Below are 17,801 nucleotides of genomic sequence, written 5' to 3' on the forward strand. Positions count from 1 at the left end.
TCGGGCGACGTCGGTCGTTTGCGGTCTTTCTCGTTGCTGTCCGGTTTGACCGGTCAGGCGCGACCCCAGGGGTATTGAATGTCTGAATTTCAGCTAGTCACCCGCTTCGAGCCCGCCGGCGATCAGCCGGAAGCCATCCGCCTGATGGTCGAGGGCATCGAAGCCGGGCTGGCGCACCAGACGTTGCTTGGTGTGACCGGCTCCGGCAAGACCTTCAGCATCGCTAACGTGATCGAGCAAGTGCAGCGTCCTACCCTGGTGCTGGCGCCGAACAAGACCCTGGCCGCGCAGTTGTACGGCGAGTTCAAGGCGTTCTTCCCGAACAACGCGGTCGAATACTTCGTTTCCTACTACGACTACTACCAGCCCGAAGCCTATGTGCCGTCGTCCGACACCTTCATCGAGAAGGATGCGTCGATCAACGACCACATCGAGCAGATGCGTCTTTCCGCGACCAAGGCGTTGCTGGAACGCAAGGACGCGATCATCGTCACCACCGTGTCGTGCATCTACGGTCTGGGCAGCCCGGAAACCTATTTGAAGATGGTGTTGCACGTGGATCGCGGCGACAAACTCGATCAGCGCGCCTTGCTGCGTCGCCTGGCGGACCTGCAATACACCCGCAATGACATGGACTTTGCCCGTGCGACCTTCCGCGTGCGCGGTGATGTGATCGATATCCACCCGGCCGAATCCGATTTCGAAGCGATCCGCATCGAACTGTTCGATGACGAGGTCGAGAGCCTGTCCGCCTTCGATCCGCTGACCGGCGAAGTGATCCGCAAGCTGCCACGCTTCACGTTCTATCCGAAAAGCCACTACGTGACGCCACGAGAAACCCTGCTCGGTGCCGTTGAAGGGATCAAGGTCGAGTTGCAGGAACGCCTGGATTACCTGCGCACCAACAACAAGCTTGTTGAAGCCCAGCGTCTGGAGCAGCGCACGCGCTTCGACCTGGAGATGATCCTCGAGCTGGGTTATTGCAACGGTATCGAAAACTACTCGCGCTACCTGTCCGGCCGTGAATCCGGCCAGGCGCCACCGACGTTGTTCGACTACCTGCCGGCCGACGCCTTGTTGGTAATCGACGAATCCCACGTCAGCGTGCCGCAGGTCGGCGCCATGTATAAGGGCGACCGTTCGCGTAAAGAAACGCTGGTGGAATACGGTTTCCGCCTGCCGTCGGCGCTGGATAACCGGCCGATGCGTTTCGACGAGTTCGAAAGCATCAGCCCGCAGACGATTTTCGTCTCGGCAACGCCCGGCAATTACGAGGCGGAACATGCGGGGCGTGTCGTTGAACAGTTGGTGCGGCCGACGGGGCTGGTCGATCCTCAGATCGAAATCCGTCCGGCGCTGACCCAGGTCGACGACTTGCTCTCGGAAATCGGCAAGCGTGTCGCGCTCGAAGAACGGGTGCTGGTCACGACTCTGACCAAGCGCATGTCCGAAGACTTGACCGATTACCTGGCCGACCACGGCGTTCGTGTGCGTTACCTGCACTCGGACATCGACACCGTGGAACGGGTAGAAATCATTCGTGATTTGCGCCTCGGTACGTTCGATGTGCTGGTGGGGATCAACCTGCTGCGTGAAGGCCTGGACATGCCGGAAGTGTCGCTGGTGGCGATTCTCGATGCGGACAAGGAGGGCTTCCTGCGCTCCGAGCGCTCGCTGATCCAGACCATCGGCCGGGCGGCGCGTAACCTCAACGGTCGGGCGATTTTGTACGCCGATCGCATTACCGGCTCCATGGAGCGGGCGATCGGCGAAACCGAGCGCCGTCGCGACAAACAGATCGCCTTCAACCTGGCCAACGGCATTACGCCGAAGGGTGTGTTCAAGGACGTTGCCGACATCATGGAAGGCGCCACCGTGCCGGGCTCGCGCAGCAAGAAGCGCAAAGGCATGGCCAAGGCTGCCGAAGAGAGCGCCAAGTACGAAGCGGAATTGCGCTCGCCGGGTGAGATCGCCAAGCGTATTAAAGCCCTGGAAGAGAAGATGTACGCGTTGGCGCGTGATCTGGAGTTTGAAGCGGCGGCGCAGATGCGTGATGAGATTGGTAAGTTGCGGGAGCGGTTGATCACTGTCTGAGATTTGCAGCGCCCGGGATGACCTCTTCGCGAGCAAGCCCGCTCCCACATTAGACCGCGATCGCCTGCATTACGCGGACAAATGTGGGAGCGGGCTTGCTCGCGAAAGCGGTCTTCTGAGCACCGCAGATCTTGACTAGTGCGCCTCGCCAGCCTTGATCCCCTCCGGCAATTTCTTGGTCAACCAGATCGCCAGCATGCTCACCCCCAGCGCAATCCCGACAAAGTGAAACGCATCGTTGTAGGCCATGATCGACGCCTGCTGATGCGCAATCTCACTGATTTTTCCCAGTGCCGCCGTTTCATTGCCCAGCCGGTCCGCCATCGACGCCAGCCGCTCGGCCACCTGTGGATTGCTCGGCACGATGGCTTCGCGCAAGTAATCAAAGTAGGTCTTGGTGCGCGCATCCAGCAGGGTGGCGAGGAGGGCGATGCCAATCGCGCCGCCGAGGTTACGCAGGATGTTGAACAGGCTCGACGCCGAACCCGCGTCCTGCGGCAGGATGTACGCGGTGGCGATCAGCGAAATGGTGACCATGATCAGGGGTTGGCCGAGCGCGCGGATGATCTGGATCTGATTGAACTGCGGTCCGGCGAAGTCCGGGTTCAACACCCCCGATGAAAAACTCGCCAGCCCGAACAGGCCGAATCCCAGCGTACACAGCCATTTCGGCGAAATGTACTTCATCAACTTTGGCACCAGCGGAATCAGAAACAGCTGCGGCACGCCCATCCACATGATCACTTCGCCGATCTGCAGGGCGTTGTAGTTCTGAATCTGCGCCAGGTACAACGGCAACAGATAAATCGAGCCGTACAATCCGACCCCCATCCCCAGGCTGGAAATACTCGACAGGCCAAAGTTGCGGTTGCCCAGGATGCCGAGGTTGATCAGCGGGTTGGGCTTGGAAAACTGCACGATCACAAAGGTGATCAAGCTGATCAGTGCGATGCTGCCCAGGGTCACGATCAGGTTCGATTCCAGCCAGTCCTTGCGATGGCCTTCTTCCAGAAACACCTGCAAACAACCGAGCCCGACGCCAAGGGTGAGAATGCCCATGTAATCGGTGCTTTTCAGCAATTCCCAGTGCGCTTCCTTCTTCTCCAGGCCGTACATCAGGCCGGCGATCATGATCAGGCCTGGCGGGATGTTGATGTAGAAGATGTATTCCCAACCCCAATTCTCGGTCAGCCAGCCGCCCAGCGTCGGGCCGATGGAGGGCGCGAAGGTGGCGGTCATGGCGAACATGGCCATGCCTTTGGCGCGGTGGTGTTCCGGGAGTTTGATCAATGTGAGGGTGAATGCCAGCGGAATCAGTGCGCCGCCAGTGAAGCCCTGCATGGCGCGGAAGATGATCATGCTTTCCAGGCTCCACGCCATGGAACACAGCAGCGAGGAGGCGAGGAATCCCAATGAAACCCACACCGCCAGTCGCCGCGCCGAGAGCAATTGCACCAGCCAGGCGGTCAGCGGAATCATGATGATTTCCGCGACCAGGTACGAGGTGGAAATCCACGAGCCTTCTTCCAGGGTGGCCGACAGGGCGCCCTGAATGTCCTTGAGCGAGGAGTTGGTGATCTGGATGTCGAGCACGGCCATGAAGGCGCCGAGCATCACGCTCATGACCGCAATCCAGTCCCGTCGGGTCGGTTCGCCGACCGGGCGGATCAATTGATCACCGGCCATCGTCAGGGGCGTCTTTGATGTTCACTTTGGCGGTGACTGACATGCCCGGGCGGATCCTGCCGCGCAGCGGATTGTCCGCGTCGAACGTCAGTTTTACCGGAATCCGTTGTACGACTTTGGTGAAGTTGCCGGTGGCATTGTCCGGCGGCAGCAGGCTGAACTGCGCGCCCGAGGCGGCGAACAGGCTGTCGACGCGCGCCTTGATCGGCGTGTCGCTGTAGGCGTCGAAGGTCAGTTCGGCGCTCTGGCCGGGCTGCATGTGGCCGATCTGGGTTTCCTTGAAGTTGGCCTGAATCCAGATGTCCTGGTCCGGAACAATCGACAGCAAATATGCGCCGGCCTGCACCACTTGGCCCTCGCGGGCGGCGCGCTGGCCGATCAGGCCACTGATCGGCGCGTGGATTTCGCTGCGGGTCAGGTTCAGTTCGGCTTGCGCCAGGTCGGCCTTGGCGTTGGCGATCTGCGCGTCGAGGCGCTTGATCTCGGCATTCAGGGCGTTGACCTGCTGGCGTTGGCCCTGCGCATCGGCCTGGGCCTTGGCCACTTGCGAGCGGGCGATGTGGTTGTCGGCGGACAGGGTGGTCACCCGTTCTTCCGAGATGTAGCCGGGTTTGCGCAAGGTCTGGGCGCGGGTCAAATCGATCAGCGAGCGGCCGAGGCTGGCCTGACTGGACGCGACCTGCGCTTCGCTGGCGGCGATCAGGCTCGATTGCTGGGTCAGTTTGCTTTGCGCTTGCAGGCGTTCGGCCTGACGGGTGGCGAGGGTCGCGTTGGCGCGGTCGACGGCGAGGTCGAAATCGGCACCTTCGAGCTTGATCAGCAACTGGCCTTTCTCAACGTGCTCGTTGTCGTGCACCAGCACCTGGTCGATGCGAGCGCCCAACTGGCTCGAGACACGGGTGATCTCGCCCTGGACATAGGCGTTGTCGGTGCTTTCATAAAATCGTCCCTTAAAGAACCACTGGGCAAAGAAGCCCCCGGCAATGAGCAGGACAATCAACAGGAAAATAAACAGGCGACGCTTGAGTTGGGCAGGCATGGGGCAGACTGTAGTCGAGAAATTGTAAGGAAAGTTATCAGCTGGTGAATCTGTCATACAGCCGACAAGCGGTAAATGCCGTCGGCTGATATTCGGTCATTCGCCAGGGCATACGCGCGTTGTAGGCGCAAACTTGGCTTAAATGCCCTGCTTACTGGAGCCGGGCGGGTATCGCCTGTTACCATTCGCCCTTTGTTTTATCTTCATTTCGAGACTTGCCATGACCACCGTCCGCACGCGCATCGCGCCATCGCCTACCGGGGACCCCCACGTAGGTACCGCTTACATCGCTTTGTTCAACTACTGCTTTGCCAAGCAGCATGGCGGTGAGTTCATCCTGCGGATCGAAGACACCGACCAATTGCGTTCGACCCGCGAGTCCGAACAGCAGATTTTCGATGCCCTGCGCTGGTTGGGTATCGACTGGAGCGAAGGCCCGGACGTCGGTGGCCCGCACGGTCCTTACCGTCAGAGCGAGCGCGGCGATATCTACCAGAAGTATTGCCAGCAACTGGTTGAAATGGGCCATGCCTTCCCGTGCTTCTGCACCGCCGAAGAACTGGACCAGATGCGCGCCGAGCAAATGGCTCGCGGCGAAACCCCACGTTACGACGGCCGTGCGCTGTTGCTGTCCAAGGAAGAAGTCGCGCGCCGCCTGGCCGCTGGCGAACCTCATGTGATCCGCATGAAAGTGCCGAGCGAAGGCGTGTGCGTGGTGCCGGACATGTTGCGTGGCGACGTCGAGATCCCGTGGGATCGCATGGACATGCAAGTGCTGATGAAGACTGACGGCCTGCCGACGTACTTCCTGGCCAACGTGGTCGACGACCACCTGATGGGCATCACCCACGTCCTGCGCGGCGAAGAATGGCTGCCGTCGGCGCCGAAGCTGATCCTGCTTTACGAGTACTTCGGCTGGGAACAACCAGAGCTGTGCTACATGCCGCTGCTGCGTAACCCGGACAAGAGCAAGCTGTCCAAGCGCAAGAACCCGACCTCGGTGACGTTCTACGAGCGCATGGGCTTCATGCCGGAAGCGATGCTCAACTACCTGGGGCGCATGGGCTGGTCGATGCCGGACGAGCGCGAGAAATTCTCGTTGCAGGAAATGGTCGACCACTTCGACCTGAGCCGTGTCTCGCTGGGCGGACCGATTTTCGACATCGAGAAGCTGTCCTGGCTCAACGGCCAGTGGCTGCGTGACCTGCCGGTGGAAGAGTTCGCTTCGCGCCTGCAGACCTGGGCGCTGAACCCTGAGTACATGATGAAGATCGCGCCGCACGTTCAGGGCCGGGTCGAAACGTTCAGCCAGGTGGCTCCGCTGGCCGGGTTCTTCTTTGCCGGTGGCGTGAATCCGGATGCCAAGCTGTTCGAATCCAAGAAGCTGTCGGGCGATCAGGTGCGTCAGTTGATGCAGTTGATCCTGTGGAAGCTGGAAAGCCTGCGTCAGTGGGAAAAGGACAGCATCACCGCGACGATTCAGGCGGTGGTTGAATCCCTGGAGCTGAAGCTGCGTGACGCCATGCCGCTGATGTTTGCGGCGATCACCGGTCAGGCCAGCTCGGTGTCGGTGCTGGATGCGATGGAAATCCTCGGTCCGGACCTGACTCGTTTCCGTCTGCGCCAGGCGATTGACCTGCTGGGCGGCGTGTCGAAGAAAGAAAACAAGGAATGGGAAAAACTCCTGGGCAACATCGCCTGAGGACGTTTGACCCTGTGGTAACCGCCGGAGGCTGCGATCATTTGATCGTGAACTTCGGCGCTCCCCCCGATTTTCCGGGGGGAGGGCGGTAAGTGATTGTTATGTCGGCAAAAAACTTTGAAATATTTTAAAAATAAGTTTGACAGCTTTTCGATCCGCCATTAAGATTCGCCCCGTCCTCAGCGATGAGGGGCTATAGCTCAGCTGGGAGAGCGCTTGCATGGCATGCAAGAGGTCGACGGTTCGATCCCGTCTAGCTCCACCAATTTACACTTCAAGGTCTGGCCACACTGACCTTGAAGCGATCAACACTCAGCGTTGATCTGTTGTATAGAAGGGTTTGCGTCCCCTTCGTCTAGTGGCCTAGGACACCGCCCTTTCAGTGGCCTAGGACACCGCCCTTTCACGGCGGTAACAGGGGTTCGAGTCCCCTAGGGGACGCCAGTTTTACAGAAGCGATGTTGCAAGATGTCGCTCCGCCGCGAGGCGAAAAATCCGGGGCTATAGCTCAGCTGGGAGAGCGCTTGCATGGCATGCAAGAGGTCAACGGTTCGATCCCGTTTAGCTCCACCAATTTTACAGTTCAAGGTCTGGCCACACCGGCCTTGAATCGATCAGATCTCAGCACTGATCAGTTGTATAGAAGGTTTTGCGTCCCCTTCGTCTAGTGGCCTAGGACACCGCCCTTTCACGGCGGTAAAGTGGCCTAGGACACCGCCCTTTCACGGCGGTAACAGGGGTTCGAGTCCCCTAGGGGACGCCACGATTACCCGCTCTGCGGGATTTTATAAGGGTCATTCAATTATTGAATGGCCCTTTTGTTTGTCTGGCGTTTGGCCAAATCCCCCCATTTCTTTCAAACTGTTCTTCAGACCAGCGGTCACATCCACGACTTGCGAAAAATTATTATGAGAATAATATTCTAGTCGTAATATTCGGAGGCAACGATGAACGATAAAAAAGCTCAAACCCGCGAACGCATCCTCAAGGCTGCCAGCGCAGCGCTGATTCAGCGCGGCCCGGCAGAGCCGAGCGTTGGCGAAGTGATGGGCGCAGCCGGCCTGACCGTCGGCGGCTTTTATGCGCACTTCGAAAGCAAGGACGCAATGATGCTGGAAGCGTTCCAGCAGTTGCTCGGTCACCGTCGAGGCATGATCGCCGACATGGATACCGAGTTGACTGGCGAAGAGCGTCGCGCCTTGGTGGCGGCGTTTTACCTGTCGCGTAAACACCGTGACTCCTCTGAGTCGGCGTGCCCGATTCCGGCTTCGGTCGGCGAGTTGGGGCGCCTGCCAGACGCCTTTCGCGTCGCACTTAATGAGCATGTGGAAATGATGGTCGCGCAGTTGGCGGCCAGCCCGGAAGACACCGACAAAGCCCTGGCTGACATGGCCTTGATGGTGGGTGGTTTGGCGCTGGCCCGCGCGCTGGGGCCAGGAGAGTTGTCCGATCGATTGCTGCGCGCCGCCAAATCGGCGGTGCTGTGACCTGAAGGCATTGGCCTGAGGAGTGAGAGCGATGAGCACGTTGAAGTGGGTTCGTGGCGTTAATGGCACCTTGGGCTGGTTCGCACCACAACTGGTCGCGAGCAGAATGCGACTGGCATTCATGAGCCCGCGAGAACTGCCTCCGCGTGACTGGGAGCTGCCGCTGCTGGCGAAGTCCGAACGTATCACCCTGCGCTTTGGCCTTTCGGCGCTGCGCTGGGGCCAAGGCCCTGCCGTGTTGTTGATGCACGGTTGGGAAGGGCGGCCGACGCAGTTCGCCAGCATTATCACTGCACTCGTCGATGCGGGTTACAGCGTGGTTGCCCTCGACGGTCCCGCGCATGGTCGCTCTCCCGGTGAGGAGGCGAATGTCGTGCTGTTTGCTCGGGCCATGCTCGAAGCCGCCGCCGAGTTGCCGCCGCTGCAAGCGGTCATTGGTCATTCGATGGGCGGCGCCAGTGCCATGCTCGCCGTCCAATTGGGCCTGCGCACCGAAACCCTGGTCACCATCGCCGCTCCGGCGCGGATTCTCGGCGTGCTGCGCGGCTTTGCCAGGTACGTGCGGCTGCCGCCCAAGGCGCGTTCGGCCTTCATCCGTCAGGTCGAGAAAGACGTCGGCATGCGCGCTGCGGCCCTGGACGTGGCGCACTATCAGCTCGACATGCCAGGCCTGATCGTCCATGCCGAAGATGACTGCTTTGTGTCGGTCAAGGAATCGCAACTGATTCACGAAGCCTGGTTTGACAGCCGCTTGCTGCGTCTGGAAGAAGGCGGCCATCAGAAAGTGCTGGCCGATCCTCGGGTGATTGATGGCGTGTTATCACTCCTGGCCGGTCGCAGCCTGCAATCGCGCCAATCGGCGTAAGCATCCGTTACACTGCGCCGGTCGACATTATCTGACCGGGAGTGGGGCATGAGCTGGGATCGGGCAACGCCATTTATCATTGATCTGCAAGTGGGCGCCGAGGACATCGACGGGCTGGGTCACGCCAATAATGCGGTGTACGTGACATGGCTCGAACGTTGTGCCTGGCGTCACTCGCAGCGTCTGGGCCTTGATCTGGTCGAATATCGGCGACTGGACCGGGCGATGGCGGTGGTGCGGCACGAGATCGATTACCTGGCCGCCGCCTACGAAGATGATGAATTGCAGTTGGCGACCTGGATCGTCGATTGGGATCAGCGCCTGAAAATGACCCGACACTTCCAGTTGAAGCGCCCTCGCGACAACACCACGTTGCTGCGCGCGCAAACCACGTTCGTCTGCATCGAACTGTCTACCGGCAAGCCAAAACGCATGCCGACCGAATTTATCGAAGGCTACGGCCCGGCGTTGCAGATGTTGGATACGACCAACATCTAATGTGGGATGTTCTGCAGATTCCCCGCGCAATCCAGTAAACTGCCGCACGTTTTTCGTCGAGTGTGTTTTTCATGCAAATTGCTTTGGCGCCCATGGAGGGGTTGGTCGACAACATCCTGCGGGACGTGCTGACCCGTGTGGGTGGTATCGATTGGTGCGTGACCGAGTTCATCCGGATCAACGACCAGTTGCTCACGCCTGCCTACTACCACAAGTTCGGCCCCGAACTGCTGACCGGTGCCCGCACCGCGTCCGGCGTGCCGTTGCGCGTGCAATTGCTCGGTTCCGATCCGGTGTGCCTGGCGGAAAACGCCGCGCTGGCGTGTGAGCTGGGTTCCAAGGTCATCGACCTGAACTTCGGTTGCCCGGCCAAGACCGTCAACAAGTCTCGCGGTGGCGCGGTGTTGCTCAAAGAGCCTGAACTGCTCAACGAAATCGTCGAGCACGTGCGTCGTGCGGTGCCTGCGCACATCCCGGTGACCGCCAAGATGCGCCTCGGCTTCGACAGTCCGGACGGTTCGCTGGTGTGCGCCACAGCCTTGGCTGAAGGCGGCGCAGCACATATCGTGGTGCATGCGCGGACCAAGACCGATGGCTACAAACCGCCGGCGCATTGGGAGTGGATCCCTCGCGTGCAAGAGGTGGTCAAGGTGCCGGTGTTTGCCAACGGCGACATCTGGAGCGTTGAAGACTGGCGTCGTTGCCGCGAGATCAGCGGCGTGGAAGACATCATGCTCGGTCGAGGCCTGGTCTCGCGCCCGGACCTGGCCCGGCAAATCGCGGCAGCGCGAGCCGGTGAAGAGGTGGTCGAGATGACCTGGGCCGAGCTGTTGCCGCTGATCCAGGACTTCTGGCTGCAAGCCAAGGCGCAGATGACACCCCGCCAATCCCCCGGTCGCTTGAAGCAATGGCTGGCGATGCTGACCCGAAATTATCCGGAAGCGGTCGAGCTGTTCACCGTCCTGCGGCGTGAAACCGAGCTGGATCAGGTTTCCCGTTTGCTCGGTCTGACAGTCGCCGAGGCGGCGTAAAAAAATCTGAAAAAAGCCTCTTGAAATGCAATCAGCGGTCCCTATCTAAGGGTTACGCGATGCCGAATTCGGGTCGCGGAGACACAAAACCTTGCTGATTGTTTTCAGGAGATTTGAATCATGACTACTGCATTTTCCCTGGCCCCACTGTTCCGTTCCTCGGTTGGTTTCGACCGTTTCAACGACCTGTTCGAAACCGCCCTGCGCAACGAGCCAGGCAGCAGCTACCCACCTTACAACGTGGAAAAACACGGCGATGATCAATACCGCATCGTCGTCGCCGCAGCCGGTTTCCAGGAAGAAGACCTGGACCTGCAAGTGGAAAAAGGTGTGCTGACCATCAGTGGCGGCAAACGTGAAGCGAACGAAAGCGTGACCTTCCTGCACCAAGGCATTGCCCAGCGTGCGTTCAAGCTGTCGTTCCGCCTGGCGGATCACATCGAGATCAAGGCTGCCGATCTGAGCAACGGTCTGCTGAGCATCGACCTGTTGCGGGTGATCCCGGAAGAGGCGAAAGCCAAACGCATCCCGATCAACTGGACGCAAAAACCGGCTCTGCAGCACTAAGCCAGAGCAATGAAAAAGGGCGCCCTCGCGGCGCCCTTTTTTGTGCCCAGACATCACACATACCCTGTAGCAGCTGACGAGCACCGCGAGGCTGCGTTCGGCTGCGCAGCAGTCGTCAAAGAAGCCAGCGCGGTGTTTCGGGTAATCCGCATCAACAGATTTCACGACTGCTTCGCAGCCGAACGCAGCCTCGCGGTGCTCGACAGCTGCTACACAGGTCGGGTTATTTCAGGAGTTTTTGAAACTCTTCCACCGGCAACGGCCGGCTGTGCAAATACCCCTGATAAAAATGGCAGCCCAAACCCTGCAAAAATTCCAGTTGCTCCGCCGTCTCCACGCCCTCGGCAATCACTTTCAGCTCCAGGCTGCGCGCCATGGCGACAATCGCGCGGATGATTTCCGCGTCGTTCGGATCAGTCGTGGCGTCACGGATAAACGACTGATCGATCTTCAATGTGTCGACCGGTAAACGCTTGAGGTAGGTCAACGAGGAGTAGCCGGTGCCGAAGTCGTCCATCGCGAAACTCACGCCGAGTTTTTTCAGGCGGCGCATTTTGTTGATGGTGTCTTCCAGGTTCTGGATGACGATGCCTTCGGTGATTTCCAGTTTCAGCAGCGAGCAGGGCAGGCCGTGGCTGGAGAGGCTGTGTTCGATGCGTTCGACGAAATCGGTTTGACGAAATTGCCTCGGGCTGATGTTCACGCACAGGCTGAAGCTCAACGGGTTGACCAGGCCTTTGGTGACCAGTTGTTTGAAGGCGCCGCAGGCCTCGTCAAGAATCCAGGTGCCGACTTCAAGAATCAGTCCGCTGTCTTCCAGTACCTTAATGAACTCGGCCGGTGATTGCGGCCCGAGTTCGGGGTGGTCCCAGCGCACCAGCGCTTCGGCACCGACAATGCGATTGCCTCGGGCGTCGATCTGCGGTTGGTAATGCACATGGAATTCGCCGCGAGAAAGCGCCAGGCGCAGGTCGGTTTCCATGCGCAGGCGTTCGCTGGCAGCCTTCTGCATGGTGTTGTGATACATCTGCGTGGTGTTGCGGCCCGAGTCCTTGGCGCGGTACAGCGCGATGTCGGCGCGTTTGAGCAGGTCGGTCGGGGTCGAGCCGTGGTCGGGAATCAGCGCGATGCCGATGCTCGGCGTCACTTGCAGGCGCTGGCCGTCGAGGAACATCGGTTCCGACAACAGTTCTCGCAAGGTGTCGGCCAAGTCCTGGACCTGGGCGCTGACTTCGTTGCGCGAACCTTCCAGGCCGCTGAGCAGCACCACGAATTCATCGCCGCCCAGCCGCGCCACGGTGTCTTCCATGCGCACGCTGGCTTCCAGTCGCGCGGTGATGATTTTCAGCACGGTATCGCCGACCGGGTGACCGAGGGAGTCGTTGATGTGCTTGAAGTGATCAAGGTCGAGGAACAGCAGCGCACCGCGCAGGTTATGGCGCTTGAGCAGGGCGATCTGCTGGCTCAGGCGATCCATCAGCAGCGCGCGGTTGGGCAGGTTGGTCAGGGGGTCGTGGTAGGCCAAATGGCGAATTTGCGCCTCGGCGTTTTTCAGCAGGCTGACGTCGCGGGCGGTGAGCAACAGGCAGGCGGTTTCGTTGAGGGTGATCGGTTCGACCGAGACTTCGACGGTCAGCAACTCCCCACGCTTATTGCGCCCGAGCATTTCCTGGTGATGCACGCGACCCTTGAGTTGTAGCTCGGCCAGCAACGCCGAACGTTGTTTCTCTTCGGCCCAGATGCCCACTTGGTACACCGTACGACCGATCACTTCCTGTGCGCGATAGCCGGTCAGGCGGCAGAAGCCGTCGTTGACCTCCAGGTAGCGTCCGGTGTCGCGCTCGGTAATGGTGATGGCGTCGGGGCTGGAGTGGAACGCCTTGGCGAACTTCTCTTCACTGGCCTTGAGCGCCGCTTCGGAACGTTGTTGCTGGGTGATATCACGCAAGGTGGTGACGATGCAGGGTTGGTTATCGACGTTGATCTGGCGGCTGGAAATCACGCAGGTCAGCGCTTGCCCATTCTTGTGCTGGGCGACGATGGCGACATTGTTCAGCCCTTGTTCGCGGATGACCTGCTCGATCCGTTGCAGGCTTTTCGCCGAAGCGTCCCACAGGCCAATCTGGTCGGCGCTGCGGCCAATCACTTCGGCGGCGCTCCAGCCGAAGGTCTGGGTGAAGCTGGAGTTGATCTCGATGAACTGGCCAGTGTCCTGGCGCGTCACGCAAATCGGGTCCGGGCTGACCTGGAACAGCGTGGCGAATTTCTCTTCCGAGGCCACCAGTTTTTGTTCGCGCTCCACCTGATCGGTGATGTCCAGCAAGGTACCGGCCATGCGCAACGGGAAGCCGTTTTCATCGCGGTAGAGGCGGGCGCGGCTTTCCAGGTAGCGCGAACTGCCGTCCGGCAGTTGCACGCGGTAGGTCAGCTGATAATTGCCGGCCGGGCCTTCGCGCAGGCTGCGGTAGGCGTCACGCATGGTGTCGCGCTCTTCGCCGGGCACGCCTTCGAAAAATTCCTCGAAGGATTCATGGAAGGGCTTTGCTTCCAGGCCGTGCAACTGGGCGGCCCGTGCCGAGCCGTAGAGCATGCCGCTGGGAATGTGCCAGTCCCAGGTGCCGAGTTGCGCCGAGTCGAGCGCGAGGTCGAGGCGTTCCTGGCTGTCCTTGAGGGCTTGTTCGGCGACTTTGCGTTCGGTGGTGTCGAGGAAGGTGCTCAGTAGATACGGCTGGCCCTCGAGTTCGACTTTTTGCGCGCTGAGGATGCCATCGAGGACCTGCCCGTTACTGGCGCGAAACTGCACCTCCATGCTGGTCAACTCGCCTTTGGCTTTGGTCGCAGCGACCAGTTTGGCCCGTTGCTCCGGGTGCACCCAGAGGCCCAGTTCCAGCGTGGTGCGGCCTATCGCGTTCTGCACAGGCCAGCCGAACAGGCTTTCGAAATACTGGTTGGCTTCGGTGATCAGGCCGTCTTCCTGGCGGGTCAGCAACACCATGTTCGGGCACAGGTGAAACAGCGTGGCGAAGCGTTTTTCCGAGCTGCTCAGGGCCTGTTCGCGCTGGCGCTGGTGGGTAATTTCGCGAATCACTCCGATCATGCGGGGTCGTCCGTGTTTATCCGGCAGCAGGCTGCCGCTGATTTCCAGCCAGTGCAGGCTGCCGTCGGGCCAGCGGATGCGGTGATGCATCGCTTGCTCAAGCGGCGCGCCGGCAATCACCGCATGGAACGCGCGGACGGTTTTCGCCCGGTCTTCCGGCGGCAGCAAGTCGAGGTATTCCAGGTCCTCGGGCAATGGCAAATGCGGGTCGAAACCAAACAGTGCCTGCGTTCCCCGCGACCAGCTGATCTGCCCACGTTCGATGTCCCAATACCAAGCCCCCAGCCGCGCGCCGTTGAGGGCTGCGAGCAATTGTGGCGCGCTTTCCCAACTCAGCTCGGACCTTTTTGGGTCAAGCGCCTGGATACGCGGCATCGGCGGAACACGGTCAACAGATTTCGGCATTGGCAGCGGGCCTTGGGCAGAAATGGGCGTTAGGCGCAGGAGTTCGCAGCTCTATTGGCGTATCACAGGTTAGCCTTGAGTCCCGGGAAAATCGATTTGTGCATCCAGCAAAGCCATAAAAGCCTTCGCCGCATTCGATAGCGTCCTTTCGGTGTGCAAGATATAGCCTAGCTGGCGAGTCAGTTGTATGCCCGGCAAAGGTATTCGCGCAACCTGATCATCGAGCATCGTACGCGGCAACACGCTCCAGGCCAGGCCGATCGAGACCATCATCTTGATCGTTTCCAGATAATTGGTGCTCATGGCGATGTTCGGCGTCAGGCCCTGCGCCTCAAATAACCGCTGCACGATGTGATGAGTAAAGGTGTTGCCGCCGGGGAAGACCGCCGGGTGCAGGGCAATGTCGGCCAGGGTGACCGGGCCGTGGCTGATCAGCGAGTGCTCCGGGGCGACCACGAAATCCAGCGGGTCGTCCCACACTGGTGTCGCCTTGACCAGCGAATGGGGCTCCGGTGCCAAGGTGATCACCGCCAGTTCCGCGCGGCCATGGAGGATTTCTTCGTAGGCCACTTCCGAATCGAGGAACTGAATATCCAGCGCCACTTGTGGGTAACGTCGGGTGAACTCCCTTAATAAGGGCGGCAAACGGTGCAGGCCGATGTGGTGACTGGTGGCCAGGGTCAGGCGGCCGGACACTTCGCCGGTCAGATTGGTCAGGGCGCGCCGGGTGTCGTCCAGCACATTCAGAATCTGGTAGGCCCGTGGCAACAGGGCACGGCCGGCTTCGGTCAGGCCGACTTCACGGCCCAGGCGATCAAACAGGCGCACCTTCAATTGCTGCTCGAGCCCCGCGATGCGTTTGCTGATAGCCGGTTGGGTCAGGTGCAGCCGCTCGCCGGCTCCGGAGAAGCTGCCGGTCTCGGCGATTGCGATAAAGGCATTGAGGTTGGCCAGATCCATTGTTGTATTCCAGTTGGTTATCCAAAGCATAAAAAATATGAATTTGAGTTATTTAATGTAACCCCCTAGGATCAGCCTCACAAGCCAAGGGGTTATTGATTTGCTCAAGACCCAGGGCATAGAAACAAGCTGATGAGGAAACGTCTGATGGCCGGCAAAACGCTCTACGACAAGCTCTGGGATTCGCATTTGGTCAAACAGCGCGACGATGGCTCTGCGCTGATTTATATCGATCGTCACATCATCCACGAAGTGACCTCGCCGCAAGCCTTCGAAGGCCTGCGTCTGGCCGGGCGCAAGCCTTGGCGCATCGATGCCAACATCGCGACCCCGGACCACAACGTACCGACCACCCCGGAGCGCAAGGGCGGCATCGAAGCGATTGTCGACCAGGTCTCGCGTTTGCAGGTTCAGACCCTCGACGACAACTGCGATGAATACGGCATCGTCGAATTCAAGATGAACGACATTCGCCAAGGCATCGTCCACGTCATCGGCCCGGAGCAGGGCGCGACCTTGCCGGGCATGACCGTGGTCTGCGGCGACTCCCACACCTCGACCCACGGTGCGTTCGGCGCCCTGGCTCACGGTATCGGCACTTCCGAGGTCGAGCACGTGCTCGCCACTCAGTGCCTGGTCGCCAAGAAAATGAAGAACATGCTGGTGTCGGTCGAAGGCAAATTGCCGTTCGGCGTGACCGCCAAGGACATCGTCCTCGCCGTGATCGGCAAGATCGGCACCGCCGGCGGTAACGGCCACGCCATCGAGTTCGCTGGTAGCGCGATTCGTGACTTGTCCGTTGAAGGCCGCATGACCATTTGCAACATGTCCATCGAGGCCGGCGCTCGCGTAGGTCTGGTGGCTGCTGACGAAAAAACCGTGGCCTACGTGAAGGGTCGTCCATTCGCCCCGAAAGGCGCGGAATGGGACTTGGCTGTTGAAGCGTGGAAAGACCTGGTGTCTGACGCGGATGCTAAGTTCGACACCATCGTTGAACTCGACGCGACCCAGATCAAGCCGCAAGTCAGCTGGGGCACCTCGCCTGAGATGGTGCTGGCCGTGGATCAGAACGTGCCGGACCCGGCGAAGGAAATGGACCTGGTCAAACGCGATTCGATCGTGCGCGCCTTGAAGTACATGGGTTTGACCGCCAATCAGGCGATTACCGACATTCAGCTGGATCGCGTGTTCATCGGCTCCTGCACCAACTCGCGGATCGAAGACTTGCGCGCCGCCGCCGTGATCGCCAAGGGCCGCAAAGTCGCGTCGACCATCAAGCAAGCCATCGTCGTGCCGGGTTCGGGTCTGGTGAAGGCGCAGGCCGAGGCCGAAGGTCTGGACAAGATTTTCCTCGAAGCCGGTTTTGAATGGCGTGAGCCGGGTTGCTCGATGTGCCTGGCGATGAACCCGGACCGTTTGGAATCGGGCGAGCATTGCGCGTCGACCTCCAACCGCAACTTCGAAGGCCGTCAGGGCGCCGGTGGTCGTACTCACCTCGTCAGCCCGGCAATGGCCGCCGCCGCTGCTGTAAACGGTCGTTTCGTCGACGTCCGTGAATTGATCTAAAGGAGCGCAGCATGAAAGCTTTTACCCAGCACACTGGTCTTGTCGCGCCTTTGGATCGTGCCAACGTCGACACCGATCAGATCATCCCGAAGCAGTTCTTGAAGTCGATCAAGCGCACCGGTTTTGGTCCGAACCTGTTCGATGAATGGCGTTACCTGGATGTGGGGCAGCCGTATCAGGACAACTCCAAGCGTCCGCTGAACAAGGACTTCGTCCTCAACGCCGAACGTTATCAGGGCGCCAGTGTGTTGCTGGCCCGCGAGAACTTCGGTTGCGGCTCCAGCCGTGAACACGCGCCGTGGGCGCTGGAAGAGTACGGTTTCCGCAGCATCATCGCGCCGAGCTACGCCGACATCTTCTTCAACAACAGTTTCAAGAACGGCTTGCTGCCGATCATCTTGAGCGACGCTGAGGTTGATGAGCTGTTCCAGCAGGTTGAAGCGAATCCGGGCTACCAGTTGCAGGTCGACCTGCAAGCCCAGACCGTGACGCGTCCGGATGGCAAGGTGCATAACTTTGAGATCGACGCGTTCCGCAAGCATTGCTTGCTCAATGGTCTGGACGATATCGGTCTGACGTTGATGGACCATGAGGCGATTGCGACGTTTGAAGCCAAACACCGGGCGAGCCAGCCCTGGTTGTTTCGCGACGCTTGATTGAGCTGAAATTTATGTAGACAGGGCCGGCCTCTTCGCGAGCAAGCCCGCTCCCACATTTGAAATGCATTCCCCTGTGGGAGCGGGCTTGCTCGCGAAGGCGGCAGTTCCGGCAACACAAGGCTAAACCTTAAAAAAGGAATTCCCC

13 protein-coding genes and 4 tRNA genes are annotated in these 17,801 nt (G+C 59.9%); 13 read left to right on the forward strand and 4 right to left on the reverse strand.

The window, feature by feature from the left end; translation table 11 throughout:
- Positions 1 to 78 precede the first annotated feature (78 nt).
- A complete protein-coding gene (gene uvrB, locus BK660_RS17985) occupies positions 79 to 2,094 on the forward strand; it encodes an excinuclease ABC subunit UvrB (RefSeq protein ID WP_123434382.1) in 2,016 nt (671 codons plus the stop codon).
- 135 nt (positions 2,095 to 2,229) lie between these two features.
- On the opposite strand, the gene BK660_RS17990 is transcribed toward uvrB, so the two are convergent.
- On the reverse strand, positions 2,230 to 3,780 hold the full coding sequence (locus BK660_RS17990) for an MDR family MFS transporter (RefSeq protein WP_123434383.1): 1,551 nt from the start codon (positions 3,778 to 3,780) through the stop codon (positions 2,230 to 2,232).
- The gene (locus tag BK660_RS17995; RefSeq protein WP_123434384.1) at positions 3,770 to 4,819 is read right to left on the reverse strand and encodes an HlyD family secretion protein; all 1,050 of its coding nucleotides are present in this window, start codon (positions 4,817 to 4,819) and stop codon (positions 3,770 to 3,772) included. The genes BK660_RS17990 and BK660_RS17995 overlap by 11 nt, the downstream gene beginning before the upstream one ends.
- 220 nt (positions 4,820 to 5,039) lie before the next feature.
- Between BK660_RS17995 and gltX the strand changes: the two genes are divergently transcribed.
- The 10 genes from gltX to BK660_RS18040 all read left to right on the forward strand — a co-directional run bounded on the left by gltX (position 5,040) and on the right by BK660_RS18040 (position 10,969).
- The gene (gene gltX / locus BK660_RS18000; protein WP_109633228.1) at positions 5,040 to 6,521 is read left to right on the forward strand and encodes a glutamate--tRNA ligase; all 1,482 of its coding nucleotides are present in this window, start codon (positions 5,040 to 5,042) and stop codon (positions 6,519 to 6,521) included.
- A gap of 189 nt (positions 6,522 to 6,710) precedes the next feature.
- A tRNA-Ala gene (locus BK660_RS18005) sits at positions 6,711 to 6,786 on the forward strand.
- 79 nt (positions 6,787 to 6,865) lie between these two features.
- Positions 6,866 to 6,965, forward strand: a tRNA-Glu gene (locus tag BK660_RS32625).
- Between the two features lie 53 nt (positions 6,966 to 7,018).
- Positions 7,019 to 7,094: transfer RNA gene (locus BK660_RS18010), tRNA-Ala, on the forward strand.
- A gap of 122 nt (positions 7,095 to 7,216) precedes the next feature.
- Positions 7,217 to 7,284: transfer RNA gene (locus BK660_RS18015), tRNA-Glu, on the forward strand.
- Positions 7,285 to 7,468: 184 nt separating this feature from the next.
- Entirely contained in the window at positions 7,469 to 8,008 is a 540-nt protein-coding gene (locus BK660_RS18020) for a TetR/AcrR family transcriptional regulator (RefSeq protein WP_123434385.1), read from the forward strand.
- 31 nt (positions 8,009 to 8,039) lie between these two features.
- Positions 8,040 to 8,873: an alpha/beta fold hydrolase gene (locus BK660_RS18025; protein WP_123434386.1), complete on the forward strand. Its 834-nt coding sequence runs from the start codon at positions 8,040 to 8,042 to the stop codon at positions 8,871 to 8,873.
- A 48-nt stretch (positions 8,874 to 8,921) separates the two neighbouring features.
- Positions 8,922 to 9,371, forward strand: a complete 450-nt coding sequence (locus tag BK660_RS18030; protein ID WP_123434387.1) for an acyl-CoA thioesterase — start codon at positions 8,922 to 8,924, stop codon at positions 9,369 to 9,371.
- Positions 9,372 to 9,442: 71 nt separating this feature from the next.
- Positions 9,443 to 10,402: a tRNA dihydrouridine synthase gene (locus BK660_RS18035; RefSeq protein ID WP_123434388.1), complete on the forward strand. Its 960-nt coding sequence runs from the start codon at positions 9,443 to 9,445 to the stop codon at positions 10,400 to 10,402.
- 120 nt (positions 10,403 to 10,522) lie between these two features.
- Positions 10,523 to 10,969 (forward strand): Hsp20 family protein, encoded by a 447-nt coding sequence (locus BK660_RS18040; RefSeq protein WP_123434389.1) that lies wholly within the window; start codon positions 10,523 to 10,525, stop codon positions 10,967 to 10,969.
- A gap of 223 nt (positions 10,970 to 11,192) precedes the next feature.
- On the opposite strand, the gene BK660_RS18045 is transcribed toward BK660_RS18040, so the two are convergent.
- Entirely contained in the window at positions 11,193 to 14,471 is a 3,279-nt protein-coding gene (locus BK660_RS18045) for a bifunctional diguanylate cyclase/phosphodiesterase (protein ID WP_123434390.1), read from the reverse strand.
- A gap of 69 nt (positions 14,472 to 14,540) precedes the next feature.
- Positions 14,541 to 15,431, reverse strand: coding sequence for a LysR family transcriptional regulator (locus BK660_RS18050; protein ID WP_123434391.1), 891 nt, complete (start codon positions 15,429 to 15,431; stop codon positions 14,541 to 14,543).
- A 147-nt stretch (positions 15,432 to 15,578) separates the two neighbouring features.
- On the opposite strand from BK660_RS18050, the gene leuC reads away from it, so the two are divergent.
- Together leuC and leuD are read left to right on the forward strand one after the other, a co-directional pair.
- On the forward strand, positions 15,579 to 16,997 hold the full coding sequence (gene leuC / locus BK660_RS18055) for a 3-isopropylmalate dehydratase large subunit (protein ID WP_027921592.1): 1,419 nt from the start codon (positions 15,579 to 15,581) through the stop codon (positions 16,995 to 16,997).
- Positions 16,998 to 17,008: 11 nt separating this feature from the next.
- Complete coding sequence (gene leuD / locus BK660_RS18060) at positions 17,009 to 17,653, forward strand: 3-isopropylmalate dehydratase small subunit (RefSeq protein ID WP_123434392.1); 645 nt, start codon at positions 17,009 to 17,011, stop codon at positions 17,651 to 17,653.
- Positions 17,654 to 17,801: the final 148 nt, after the last annotated feature.

This window comes from Pseudomonas brassicacearum (assembly GCF_003732265.1).
Classification (GTDB): domain Bacteria; phylum Pseudomonadota; class Gammaproteobacteria; order Pseudomonadales; family Pseudomonadaceae; genus Aquipseudomonas; species Aquipseudomonas brassicacearum_D.